The organism is Citreimonas sp. (assembly GCF_042096055.1).
GTDB lineage: Bacteria > Pseudomonadota > Alphaproteobacteria > Rhodobacterales > Rhodobacteraceae > Citreimonas.
On the sequence record NZ_JBELMH010000003.1, the window covers coordinates 79902 to 91954 of the forward strand.

10 protein-coding genes and 1 pseudogene are annotated in these 12053 nt (G+C 69.3%); 6 read left to right on the forward strand and 5 right to left on the reverse strand.

The features are described 5' to 3' along the window. A pseudogene (locus ACFDTC_RS01910) lies at window positions 1-642 on the forward strand (hypothetical protein); the annotation flags it as partial. An 88-nt stretch (window positions 643-730) separates the two neighbouring features. Beyond that, window positions 731-2605 carry a monovalent cation:proton antiporter-2 (CPA2) family protein gene (locus tag ACFDTC_RS01915; protein WP_375257170.1) on the forward strand — a complete coding sequence of 625 codons (1875 nt, stop codon included), beginning with the start codon at window positions 731-733 and terminating at the stop codon, window positions 2603-2605. 67 nt (window positions 2606-2672) lie between these two features. On the opposite strand, the gene ACFDTC_RS01920 is transcribed toward ACFDTC_RS01915, so the two are convergent. From ACFDTC_RS01920 to ACFDTC_RS01940, 5 genes are all read right to left on the reverse strand, one after another. Beyond that, window positions 2673-3182, reverse strand: coding sequence for a CarD family transcriptional regulator (locus tag ACFDTC_RS01920; RefSeq protein ID WP_375257171.1), 510 nt, complete (start codon window positions 3180-3182; stop codon window positions 2673-2675). Between the two features lie 290 nt (window positions 3183-3472). Continuing rightward, a complete protein-coding gene (fdxA, locus tag ACFDTC_RS01925) occupies window positions 3473-3811 on the reverse strand; it encodes a ferredoxin FdxA (RefSeq protein ID WP_375257172.1) in 339 nt (112 codons plus the stop codon). 59 nt (window positions 3812-3870) lie between these two features. After that, on the reverse strand, window positions 3871-4269 hold the full coding sequence (locus tag ACFDTC_RS01930; protein WP_375257173.1) for an RNA-binding S4 domain-containing protein: 399 nt from the start codon (window positions 4267-4269) through the stop codon (window positions 3871-3873). A 1-nt stretch (window position 4270) separates the two neighbouring features. Next, window positions 4271-7282: a helicase-related protein gene (locus ACFDTC_RS01935; RefSeq protein WP_375257174.1), complete on the reverse strand. Its 3012-nt coding sequence runs from the start codon at window positions 7280-7282 to the stop codon at window positions 4271-4273. Between the two features lie 30 nt (window positions 7283-7312). Then, window positions 7313-7876, reverse strand: a complete 564-nt coding sequence (locus ACFDTC_RS01940; protein WP_375257175.1) for a tetratricopeptide repeat protein — start codon at window positions 7874-7876, stop codon at window positions 7313-7315. A gap of 68 nt (window positions 7877-7944) precedes the next feature. Between ACFDTC_RS01940 and ACFDTC_RS01945 the strand changes: the two genes are divergently transcribed. Genes ACFDTC_RS01945 through ACFDTC_RS01960 form a run of 4 tightly spaced genes read left to right on the forward strand, consistent with a single transcriptional unit; the run spans window position 7945 to window position 11879 of the window. Then, a complete protein-coding gene (locus tag ACFDTC_RS01945; protein WP_375257176.1) occupies window positions 7945-8235 on the forward strand; it encodes an SCP2 sterol-binding domain-containing protein in 291 nt (96 codons plus the stop codon). After that, window positions 8235-9200, forward strand: a complete 966-nt coding sequence (locus tag ACFDTC_RS01950; RefSeq protein WP_375257177.1) for an alpha/beta fold hydrolase — start codon at window positions 8235-8237, stop codon at window positions 9198-9200. The genes ACFDTC_RS01945 and ACFDTC_RS01950 overlap by 1 nt, the downstream gene beginning before the upstream one ends. A gap of 55 nt (window positions 9201-9255) precedes the next feature. Beyond that, entirely contained in the window at window positions 9256-10284 is a 1029-nt protein-coding gene (locus tag ACFDTC_RS01955; RefSeq protein WP_375257178.1) for a ligase-associated DNA damage response exonuclease, read from the forward strand. Next, window positions 10281-11879 (forward strand): ATP-dependent DNA ligase, encoded by a 1599-nt coding sequence (locus tag ACFDTC_RS01960; protein WP_375257179.1) that lies wholly within the window; start codon window positions 10281-10283, stop codon window positions 11877-11879. Before ACFDTC_RS01955 ends, ACFDTC_RS01960 begins: the two co-directional genes overlap by 4 nt. Window positions 11880-12053 lie beyond the last annotated feature (174 nt).

The following is a 12053-nucleotide window of genomic DNA, read 5'->3' on the forward strand; positions in this document are numbered from 1 at the left end:
GGCACGGTGCGCGCGGCACATGCCCGCGCGGCACAGGCCGGCGACGCGCTGGCGGCGCTGCTGGCGCTCCTGCACGCGCTAACGCCCGACCGGCCCGTCAGGATCGTGGCGCATTCCATGGGCGCGCGCGTCGCGTTGCGCGCCATCGCGCTGTCGCCGCCGGGCGTGGTACGAAGCGCCGTCCTGATGGCCGCGGCCGAGTTCGACGCGACCGCGATGGTCGCCCTCAGCAGCCCCGGCGGCTTGGGCTGTTCGGTGCTCAACGTCACCAGCCGCGAGAACGACCTCTTCGACTTCCTGGGCGAACGCATCCTGCCGGTGCCGGTGGCCGGCGCGCGGATGCTGGGCGCGGGCACACTGTGGCTGCCCAACCTGGCGCATCTGCAGATCGACGACCCGCGCAGCCTGGCGGCGCTGGGCCGCGCCGGCTACAGGATCGAGGTCAGCCGGAGGCGGATCTGCCATTGGTCGCCCTACCTGCGCGCCGGGCTGTTCCCGCTCTACCGCGCGGTGCTCTCCGAAAGCCTGCCGCTGTCGCGGCTTCGCGGCATGCTGCCCCCGGGGACCGAGCCGCGCTGGTCCGGGTTGCGCCGCGGCTTGCGCGCGATGTCGGTCTTCGCGCGGTTGTCCGCCAAGGTCTGAACCGACCGCTTTCCGCGCCGGACCCCGGTTGCTTTCTGCCCCTGCCCGACCGCATCATGCGCCGGGCAGGCAGGAGACGGGGCAGCCGATGGACAGCTTTCTCTTCCAGGCGACGATCATCCTGGGCGCCGCGGTCATCGCGGTGCCGATCGCCGCGCGGCTGGGGCTCGGGTCGGTTCTGGGCTACCTGCTCGCCGGGTTGGCCATCGGTCCGGGGCTGGGTCTGATCGCCAACACCTCGGACCTGCAGCATTTCGCCGAGTTCGGCGTCGTGATGATGCTGTTCATCATCGGGCTCGAGCTCGAGCCGCGGGCACTTTGGAACATGCGCCACCGGCTGATCGGGCTGGGCGGCTTGCAGATCACGCTGACGATGGCGGCGGTCATGGCTGCGGGCATCGCCTTCGGGCTGGCATGGCAGACTGCGCTGGCGGTGGGCATGGTGCTGGCGCTGTCCTCGACCGCGATCGTGCTGCAGACGCTGAACGAAAAGGGCCTGATGCAGACGCAGGGCGGGCGCTCGACCTTCTCGACGCTGCTGACGCAGGACATCGCGGTCATCCCGATGCTGGTGGTTCTGCCGCTGCTGGCGCTGGGGCCGCCGGTCCTGCTGGGCGGCGACGGTTCGATCGAGCGCATCGACCCCGAGGACGCCGAGCATGCCATGAGCCTGGTCGAGGGCCTGCCCGGTTGGGGCGCGGCATTGGTCACCTTCGGCGCGGTGGCTCTGATCATCGTGGCCGGCGTCTACGGCGCGCGGCCGCTGTTCCGCTTCATCCACGCCGCCCGCCTGCCCGAGATGTTCACCGCCGTCGCGTTGCTGATCGTCGTCGGCATCGGCTTCCTGATGATGCTGGTGGGCCTGTCGCCCGCGCTCGGCACGTTCCTGGCGGGCGTCGTGCTGGCGAACTCGGAGTTCCGGCACGAGCTCGAATCCGACATCGAGCCGTTCAAGGGCCTGCTGCTGGGGCTGTTCTTCATCACCGTCGGCGCGGGCATCGACACCGGCGCCTTCCTGGCCGAACCCTTCGTGATCCTGTCGCTGGCGCTGGGGCTGATCGCGCTCAAGGGCGTCATACTCTTCGGCCTCGGCTGGGCCTTCGGCCTGCGGCACCGCGACCAGTGGCTGTTCACGCTGGGGCTGGCGCAGGCCGGCGAGTTCGGCTTCGTCCTGATCTCGTTCGGGTTGCAGCAGAACGTGATGACGCAAGCGTTGGGCGGGCGGCTGCTGCTGGTGATCGCGATGACCATGCTGATCACGCCGCTGCTGTTCATCGCGTACGACCGCCTGGCGCGCATCACCCCCGACCGCCGGGACGATCTGAAGCCGGACGAGATCGACGAACAGGGGCCCGTGATTATCGCGGGCATCGGTCGCTTCGGCCAGGTGGTCAACCGGATGGTGCAGAGTTCGGGCTTCAAGACGGTGGTGCTGGACCACGACATCGAAACGATCCAGCTGATGCGCCGCTTCGGCTTCAAGGGGTTCTTCGGCGACCCGACACGGCCCGAACTGCTGCACGCGGCGGGCATCCGCAACGCCCGCGTGCTGGTCGCGGCGCTGGACGACCCCAAGGCGACGCTCAAGCTGGTCGCCTATGCGCGGCGCCTGCGGCCCGACCTGCACATCGTGGCCCGCGCGCGCGACCGGACGCATGTCTACCGCCTGTACCAGGCCGGCGCGAACGACATCGTGCGCGAGATGTTCGACAGCTCGCTGCGGGCGGGCCGCTACGTGCTCGAGAACATGGGGATGAGCGATTACGAGGCCGCGGTGGCGCGCGACACGTTCTTCCACCACGACCGCCGCACGGTGCGCGAGCTGGCCTCGCTGTGGGATCCGGGTGTGCCGCCGGCCGAGAACACGGCCTATATCGAGCGCGCGAAGGAGCTCGAGAAAGAGCTGGAGACGGCGCTTTATACCGCGCTCGAGTCCCGCTCGAAAAAGGACGGCGCGGCCTGACGTGATCGTTGCAAAGAAAGACCGCGCCCCATGAGGCGCGGTCTGATTTCCTAAGGGATGGCCCGGATCAGGCGGCGCGCAGGCCCAGAACCTCGTCGACCTGGCGCGCGGCGGCGGATTCGTCGCCGCCCGACACGGCCGCGACTTCGCGGGTCAGGCGTTCCAGCGCTGCCTCGTAAAGCTGACGCTCGGAATAGCTCTGCTCGCGCTGGTCGTCGGCGCGGTGCAGGTCGCGCACCACCTCGGCGATGGCGATCAGATCGCCCGAGTTGATCTTCTGTTCGTATTCCTGCGCGCGGCGCGACCACATGGCCTTCTTGACCTTGGCCTTGCCCTTCAGCGTCTTCATCGCCTGGTCGACCACGTCCGGGGTCGAGAGCGAGCGCATGCCCACCTCGCTGGCCTTGTGGGTCGGCACCCGCAGGGTCATCTTGTCCTTCTCGAACGAGATCACGAACAGTTCGAGGCTGATGCCGGCGATCTCCTGTTCCTCGATCGACATGATCTGGCCCACGCCGTGGGCCGGGTAGACGACGTAATCGTTCGGACGGAATTCGGATTTCTTGGCTTTGCTCATGGGAGACGCTTCCTTGCTCAGCGACGTGACACGCAGACACCGGCGGACACGAAATTGCGCGGGCACCTCGAAGAGTGTCCGCTTGGGGTCGTGTCGATCGGGTCGTCAGGAACTCAAGTTCGGGGACCCTGAGTTGTTGCGCTTAACGCCTTCATTGACACATTTATATCATATTCCGAGGGCCGAAGATAGCGGCACCGCAACAGCGCGAACGGCCCTGACAAATCAGGGCCTTGCAACCTTTCGCGCGTGGTCCCCACCGATCGCGGCAGGGCCTGCCGCGAATCGCGTCAGCCGCCCTCGCCCGCGGCTTCGCTGAACAGCGTCTCGAGCTTGCCGGTCTCGCCGTCGCGCGCCTCGGCGTCCGGCAGCGGGTCCTTCTTGGTGATGATCACCGGCCATGCCTCGGAGTACTTGCGGTTGAACTCGACCCACTTCTCCATGTCCGGCTCGGTATCTGGCCGGATCGCGTCGGCGGGGCATTCGGGTTCGCACACGCCGCAATCGATGCATTCGTCGGGGTGGATCACCAGCATGTTCTCGCCCTCGTAGAAGCAGTCCACCGGGCAGACCTCGACGCAGTCGGTGTACTTGCAGGCGATGCAATTGTCGGTGACGACATAGGTCATGGGGCGATCATCCGTCTGGGGTCCACACTCGGGTCAGACAGCTAATCCAGCCCCCCGGATCATTCAAGCGCATCCGGGAACGACTTTTCCATCATTCGCCGGTCGCGCTTGGTCGGCCGTCCGCCGCGATCGAAACGCGGCACCGCGATCATCGAGTCGTCCTTCGTCTCGGGCGGGGCCATGTCCGTATACAGCGCACGGGCCTCGGGCGCCGGGCCGCGCCGGTCGCCCAGGGCTTCCACACGGATCACCCGCACGTCGCGCGCCTGCGGAAAGGTCAGGACGTCGCCCGGCGCGACGCAGAAGGCGGGCTTGGCGACGGGCGTGCCGTTGACGCGGCAGCGCCCGGCGCCGACGGTCTTCGCGGCCAGGCTGCGGGTCTTGAAGAACCGCGCCTGCCACAGCCACTTGTCGATGCGCAGCTTGCCCGGCGCGCCGCCGGCGATCTCGCCCGTCACGTCAATCCTTGTCCTTCAACCCCATGAGCGCCGCCGCGAAGGGATTGTCCGGATCGATCCGGTCCTTCTTCTGCGGGCGGGATTCGAAGTTCTGCGGGCTGCGGTCGTTGCCGCCGCGCGGGCCGCCTTTGCCTTTCGGGCCGCCCTTGGGTCCGCCACGGCCCTTCTGACCGCCCTTGCCGCGGGCGCGGTTGCCGCCGCCGCCATCGGCGCGGTCCTTGCGGCCGCCCCGGTTGCCGGCCCAGGTGAATGTGTAGAACACCTCGGTTTCGGGGCCGGCGATGGTCTCGTCCGGCGCGGTGCCGGGCAGCAGTTCCTCGGCCGGGGCGGCGGGAACCGGGGTTTCGGGCATGTCGGTGTCGGATTCCGACGCGATCGGCGCCTCGCCCTCGTCGGGCAGCGGCGCGTCGGGTTCGGGAAGGTCTGCCGGCTCGGGCTTCGGCTCGAGCGTGGGTGCGGCGCCTTCGCCCTCGTCCGCGGCCTTGTCCATCACGGGCGTGTCGTCCGCGGGCAGGTCGATGCCCGGCGTGTCGTCCTCGGGATCGCCCGCGGCCTGGTCCGGTGCAGCCTCGTCCGGCGCGGCGCCGGCCGCCACTTCGGGATCGGTGCCGCGCGCCATGGCCACGTCGACCGGCTTTTCCTTGACCCGCTCGCCCTTCTCGGCGCGGTAGCCCAGCCCCTGCATCAGGTCCGAGAACTGCTCGAGCGTGAGGCCGGTGATCGACAGCATGTCGGGATTGGCCTCGAAGCCGCCGCGGCTGTCCTCGTTGCGCAGCATGTCGGCCAGGCGTTCCAGCATGTCGATGCGGATCGCGCGGTTGCCCGCCTTGCGGTAGCCCGCCAGCGTGTGGTGCAGCGCCGGGGTGCCCTCGGGCGCGGGCACGGTCACCAAGCCCGGAGGCGGCGCCTCCGGGAATTCCTGCAGGTCCTGCGCCAGGCTCCACAGCACCAGCCGCAGACGGGTGGGCGCGGGCTTCAGCAGCAGCGGCATGAAGATCGTGAACTGTCCGAAACGCACGCCGTGCTTGCGCAGCGCGCCGCGGGCGTCCTGGTCCAGCGCCTTGACGTCGTCGGCGACCTCGGACCGCGGGATGACACCCATGCCCTCGACCATGCGGAACGCGAGACCGCGCGGCAGGCCGGCCAGCGCCTCGTCGTCGCGCATCTTGATCAGCGGCTCGAACAGCGCGGCGATCTTGCGGTCGACGAAGTGCTGCAGCCGGCGCTCGACCTTGGCGCCCACGTCGGGCCCCGCCTCGTCGTCGACAAAGGCCACCACGCGCGGCTTGAGCGGATCGTCGCCGCGGGCAAGCTTGCCCACAGCCTGGTCGCCCCACATCAACCCGCCCTGCTCGGTGAAGTCGAGCTCGGTATCGGGCGCGTTGTAGAAGCGGTCCGCGCGCAGATGGAAATGCGGCACCAGCGCCTGGATGGACGCGCTGCGGATTGTCTTGGCCTCCTGCGCGGTCGCGTCCTTGTCCTGGCGGAACCGGAACCCTTCGAGCCGACCGACGAATTCGCCTTCGACGGTCACCTCACCCTTGTCATTCACTTCGGCCAACAGGGCCTCCTTCTGTTTCAACCGCCGCAATAATACACTCGTGCGGCGATCGACAAAGCGTTGAGTCAGACCCGCGTGCAGCGCGTCCGACAATCGATCCTCCACAGCCCGGGACAGGCCCCGCCAGTGCTCCTCGTCCTGTACCCAGCCCCGCCGCTGTGCGACGTAGGTCCAGGTGCGGATATAGGCGAGACGTTTCGACAGTGTGTCAATGTCCCCGTCCGTCCTGTCTATCCGGTTGATCTGCCTCGCCAGGAAATCGTCAGGGATCCGCCCGGTTTCGTGCAGGTGCTGGTATATAACGCCAAGCAGCCCCGCGTGTTCCGCAGGAGAGATGCCGCGGAAGTCCGGGATGCGGCAGACGTCCCACAGCAGGCTGACGGCCGCCACGCCCTTGGCGCGCACCGCCACCTGCGTCTCGGCGGCCAGTGCCCGCAGCGCGCGCAGATCGTCCGCCTCGCGCGCCTTGACCAGCCGTTCGTGGTCGGGCGCCTGTTCCAGGCTCTGGTCCAGCGCGTCGATCGACGCGAAGGACAGGTGCGGGTTGCGCCAGTTGAGCTTCTTCAGCGGGGTAAAGCTGTGGTCGCAGATCGCCTGCGCCCAGTCCTCGGGAATCTGGCCCGCGTCGCCTGTCGTGCCGAAGGTGCCGTGGCTCATGCCGCGCCCGGCCCGGCCGGCGATCTGCGCCAGCTCGTTGGGCATCAGCGGCCGCATCCGCCGCCCGTCGAACTTCGACAGGCCCGAAAACGCCACGTGGTCGATGTCGAGGTTCAGCCCCATGCCGATCGCGTCCGTCGCGACGAGGAAGTCGACCTCGCCGTTCTGGTACATCTCGACCTGGGCGTTGCGGGTGCGAGGCGACAGCGCCCCCATGACGACCGCGGCACCGCCCTTCTGGCGCTTGATCAACTCGGCGATGGCATAGAGGTTGTCGACCGAGAAGCCGACGATGGCGCTGCGCGGCGCCAGACGGCCGATCTTCTTCGAGCCGGTATAGGTCAGCTGGCTCATCCGCTCGCGGCGCACGAACTCGACCCCCGGCACCAGCGCGCCGATCGGCCCGCGCATCGTGTCGGCGCCCATGAACAGCGTCTCGTGCGTGCCGCGCATCCGCAGCAGCCGGTCGGTGAAGACATGCCCGCGCTCGGGATCAGCGCAAAGCTGGATCTCGTCCACGGCGGCGAAATCGGTGCCCATGCCCTCGGGCATCGCCTCGACGGTACAGACCCAGTAGCGCGCACGCTCGGGGACGATGCGTTCCTCGCCGGTGACCAGCGCCACGACGGACGGCCCGCGCGCCGCGACGATGCGGTCATAGACCTCGCGCGCCAAAAGCCGCAGCGGCAGGCCGATGATGCCTGTCCGATAGCCCAGCATCCGTTCGATCGCGTAGTGGGTCTTGCCGGTATTGGTCGGGCCCAGGACGGCCGCGATCCGCGTGTTCCGGGCCATCGGCCCTCCTCGACTGGCGTGCGCCTGTGATTACAGGGCGATGCCCCTGACCTGCCGCTCGAGCCGCTCCAGCGCCTGCTGGACCTCGGGATCGTGCGGCCGCAGTTCCAGTACCCGCTCATACGCCCGGTACGCAAGGGCCGGCCGGTCGACCTGTTCGTGGATTGACGCGACGCCGCGCAGCGCGCCGAAATGGCGAGGCTCCAGCGCCAGCACGCGTTCCAGCGCGTCCATCGCAGGGCCGAAGCGCTCGGCGCCGTAATAGGCCTGCGCGAGGCCAAGCCAGCCTTCGGCGAAATCGGGCGCGTGGTCGGTCAGGGCGCCGAAATGTTCCGAGGCGACGTCGAATTCGGACCGCTCCAACGCGTCCTTGCCGCGCCGCAGCAGCAGGTCCATCGCGGGGCTTCCGGACTTCGACCATTCCGTGATCACCTGCCGCTCCAGTCGCTCGGCGGCGGTGTCCGAGTCGGCCTGCGCCAGGCTTTCCAGCAGCGACTCGACGTCGGTGCCGTCGGTCTGTGCGGCAACGGGCAGCGAAACCAGCAGCGCCGCGAAAAATGCCGCGACGGCAGATTTGAAATCTTTACGGGTCATCCTCATACAGCAAGTGTAGCGACAGGGCGCCGGATTACCAGCACGCCCAAGCCGAAAGGACTTCACTTATGAGCGATACGATCGACGCGGCCGTGGCCGCGCTGAACGAAAAGATGGGCGGCGACGGTTTCGACGGCACGGCGCGCTTCGTCGTGGGCGACGAGGGCAGCTTCATCGTCGACGAAAGCGGTGCCCACCGCGGCGAGGCCGAGCCCGATGTCACGTTGACCGCCGACGCGGACACCTTCCAGCAGATCTTCGAGGGCGAGCTGAACCCGACCGCCGCCTTCATGTCGGGCAAGCTGACAATCGACGGCGACATGGGCGCCGCCATGCGACTGGCCCAGGTCCTCAGCTGATGCCGGCGCCCGCGGCGCCGTTCCACGCGTCCCTCGCCGGTTTCGACGGCGCGGCCGAGTCTCTCTGGCTCGAGGCGCGGGACGGCGTGCGGCTGCGCACGGCGCTGTTCCGGCCCGCCCGGGCGGACGCTGCGCACGGCCCCGCGGGCACGGTGCTGCTGTTTCCCGGCCGCACCGAGTACGTCGAGAAATACGGCCGGGTCGCGCAGGCACTGTGCGACGAAGGCCGCCACGTGGTCGCGATCGACTGGCGCGGCCAGGGCCTGTCGGACCGGCTGCTGGACGACCGGCTGATCGGCCACGTCGACCGCTTCACCGATTACCAGCACGACGTCGCCGCCCTGCGCGACGCGGTCCGCACGCTCGGCCTGCCCGAGCCGCTGCACATGCTCGCGCACTCCATGGGCGGTTGCATCGGTCTGCGGTCCGCGATGGACGGGCTCGACCTTGTCTCCTGCGTCTTCTCGGGGCCGATGTGGGGCATCCGCATCTCGGCCATGATGCGCCCCGCGGCATGGGCGCTGGCGTGGTGCTCGCGCCGCTTCGGGCTTAGCCACCGGCTGGCCCCCGGCACCGGCGCGGCCAGCTACGTCGCCGGCGCGGCATTCGACGAGAACACGCTGACGACCGACCGCGAGATGTGGGATTTCATGCGCGCGCAGATCGACGCCGTGCCGGATTTCGGCCTGGCCGGCCCGTCGATCCACTGGCTGCACGAGGCGCTGCGCGAATGCCGCGCGCTGGCGCGCCGCCCCTCGCCCGACATGCCCTGCCTGACCTGGATCGGCGGCAACGAGCGCATCGTCGACACGCCCCGCATCCACGACCGCATGGCGCGCTGGCCCGGCGGGCACCTCGAGATCGTGCCCGGCGCGGGGCACGAGGTGCTGATGGAGGATCAACCCACGCGCGCCCGCATCCTCGCCGCGTGCCTCGCGCACTTCGCCGACGCCGAGCGCGGGTAGCAAGCCCAGGCGCACCGGGCCTTTTCCCGCGATCCCGCGCGCCTACATGCCTTGCATGGCGCAACCCGTCCTCACCTTCACAGACCGCGGCATCTATTGCCCCGCCGGCGATTTCTTCATCGATCCTTGGCGGCCGGTCGACCGCGCGCTGATCACTCACGGCCATGCCGACCACGCCCGGCCCGGGCACAGGCGCTACCTCGCCACGCGCGCGGCGCTGCCGGTGATGCGCCACCGCTTGGGCGACATCACGGCCGAGGGCATCGCCTACGGCGAGACGCGCCGCATCGGCGACGCGAGCGTCAGCTTCCATCCCGCCGGCCACCTGCCCGGATCGGCCCAGGTGCGCGTCGAGGTGGGCGGCGAGGTCTGGGTCGTCTCGGGCGATTACAAGACCACGCCCGACGGGCTGTGCGAACCGTTCGAGCCGGTGCGCTGCCACGCCTTCATCACCGAATGCACCTTCGGCCTGCCGGTCTTCGAATGGGCGCCGCAGCAGGCCGTCGCGGACGAGATCAACGCCTGGTGGGCCACAAACGCGGCAGCCGGGCGGGTGTCCGTCCTCGGCGCCTACTCGCTGGGCAAGGCGCAGCGGGTGCTGAGCCTCGTCGACTCAGGCATCGCGCCGATCCTGACCCATGGCGCGGTCGAGGCCACGAACGCCGTGCTGCGCGACCAGGGCTATGCCCTGCCCGAGACGCATTACGTCACGCCCGACCTGAAGGCCAAGGATTATCCCGGCGCGCTGGTCGTGGCACCGCCCTCGGCCCTGGGCAGCCCGTGGATGCGGCGCTTCGGCGGCGCGTCCTCTGCCTTCGCGTCGGGCTGGATGGCCCTGCGCGGCGTGCGGCGCCGGCGCGCGGGCGATCGCGGCTTCGTGCTGTCGGACCACGCCGACTGGCCCGGCCTGCACGACGCGATCAAGGCGACCGGCGCCGAAAGGATATTCCCGACGCATGGTTACACGGACATCTTCGCGCGCTGGCTGAACGCGTCCGGCTGGCAGGCGCAGGTCGTCCCGACCGAGTTCGGCGGCGCCGAAGACGAAAGCGACGCGCTGATCGAACCCGAGGCCGCCTCGTGAAGGACTTCGCAGCACTCTTCACCGCGATCGACCAGACCACCCGCACCAGCGTCAAGGTGGCCGCACTCGCCGACTTCTTCCGCACCGCGCGCGACGACGACAAGCTGTGGACCATCGCGCTGTTCTCGGGGCGGCGGCCGAAGCGCGCGGTCAATACCACGCAGCTGCGCGAATGGGCCTCCGAGCGCGCGGGCCTGCCGCTGTGGCTGGTCGAGGAATGCTATCCGATCGTCGGCGATCTGGCCGAGACGATCGCCTTGGTCCTGCCGCCCGCTGCAAGGCACGAGGACCTGCCGCTGACGCACTGGATCACGACGCTGCGCGCCCTGCACGGCGTCGACATCGACGAGCGGCGCGCGCGCATCCTCGACGCCTGGGACCGGTTGGACGCGACCGAGCGGTTCCTGTTCAACAAGCTGATCACCGGCGGCTTTCGCATCGGCGTGTCGCGCAAGCTGATGACCCGCGCGCTGGCTCAGGCCACCGGCCAGGACGAAGCCGTGCTGGCCCACAAGCTGATGGGCGGCTGGACGCCCGAGACGACCAGCTACCACGCCCTGATCGAGGCCCGCGACGCGGCCGCCGACGAAAGCCGGCCCTACCCGTTTTACCTTGCCTACCAGCTGGACGATCCGCCGGAAGGCCTAGGCACGCCAGATGATTGGCTGGCGGAGTGGAAGTGGGACGGCATCCGCGGCCAGCTGCTTCTGCGCGGCGGAGACCACCATGTCTGGTCGCGCGGCGAGGAGCTGATGACCGACCGCTTCCCGGAGCTCTCGCGGGCGAAGGATTTCCTGCCGTCCGGCACCGTCATCGACGGCGAGATCGTCGCCTGGGACGCCGCCGCCGGCCACCCGCTGCCGTTCAACGCGCTGCAGCAGCGCATCGGGCGCAAGACCGTGCCCAAAACGCTGCTGCGCGACGCGCCCGTGATCCTGCTGGCCTACGACCTGCTGGAACACGCGGGCCGCGACCTGCGCGATGCGCCCTTGCGCGACCGGCGCGCGGCGCTAACCACGCTGCTGGACGATCTGCCGCCCGAGGCGCCCCTGCGCGCATCCGATGCCATCGCGTTCGAGACGTGGGAGGCGCTGGCGCAAACCCGCGCCGGGGCGCGCGACTTCCGGGCCGAGGGCGTGATGCTCAAGCGGCTGGATAGCCCCTACCTGTCGGGCCGCAAGAAAGGCGACTGGTGGAAATGGAAGCTCGACCCGCTGGTGGTCGACGCGGTGATGATCTACGCGCAGCAGGGCTCGGGGCGGCGGGCGAACCTGTTCACCGACTTCACTTTCGCCGTCTGGCAGGGCAACGAGCTTGTCCCCTTCACCAAGGCCTATTCCGGTTTGACGGATGCCGAATTCAACCGCATCACAGCCTGGGTGCGAAAGAACACGCTGCAGCGGTTCGGCCCGGTGCGGCAGGTCCGCCCCGAGCACGTGTTCGAGATCGCCTTCGAAGGCATTCAGCCCAGCCCGCGGCACAAGTCCGGGATTGCGCTGCGATTTCCCCGGATGAGCCGGTGGCGCCACGACAAGGCGGTGCACGAGGCGAACTCGCTCGACGACCTCAAGGCCTTGCTGCACGCCTACGGGTAAGGGCGCTTGGGTGCGTCAGGATGCCTGCGGCCGCTTCGCGCCGACGCTGCTCCCCCGGGGCGCCTCCCATCCGGTGCCGCCTGTGCGCGCCTGCGGCCAGACCGGATCGGCCAGCGCCTCGAACAGCGGCGCGGCGAAAAGGTAGCCCTGCATCAGGTCGACGCCCACCTCGCG

Excerpts from the sequence above, each read along its gene's own strand:
- ACFDTC_RS01915 (WP_375257170.1), top strand. The coding sequence starts at position 731 with ATGGACAGCTTTCTCTTCCAGGCGACGATCATCCTGGGCGCCGCGGTC.
- ACFDTC_RS01920 (WP_375257171.1), bottom strand. The coding sequence starts at position 3,182 with ATGAGCAAAGCCAAGAAATCCGAATTCCGTCCGAACGATTACGTCGTC.
- fdxA (WP_375257172.1), bottom strand. The coding sequence starts at position 3,811 with ATGACCTATGTCGTCACCGACAATTGCATCGCCTGCAAGTACACCGAC.
- ACFDTC_RS01935 (WP_375257174.1), bottom strand. The coding sequence starts at position 7,282 with ATGGCCCGGAACACGCGGATCGCGGCCGTCCTGGGCCCGACCAATACC.
- ACFDTC_RS01940 (WP_375257175.1), bottom strand. The coding sequence starts at position 7,876 with ATGACCCGTAAAGATTTCAAATCTGCCGTCGCGGCATTTTTCGCGGCG.
- ACFDTC_RS01945 (WP_375257176.1), top strand. The coding sequence starts at position 7,945 with ATGAGCGATACGATCGACGCGGCCGTGGCCGCGCTGAACGAAAAGATG.
- ACFDTC_RS01950 (WP_375257177.1), top strand. The coding sequence starts at position 8,235 with ATGCCGGCGCCCGCGGCGCCGTTCCACGCGTCCCTCGCCGGTTTCGAC.
- ACFDTC_RS01955 (WP_375257178.1), top strand. The coding sequence starts at position 9,256 with ATGGCGCAACCCGTCCTCACCTTCACAGACCGCGGCATCTATTGCCCC.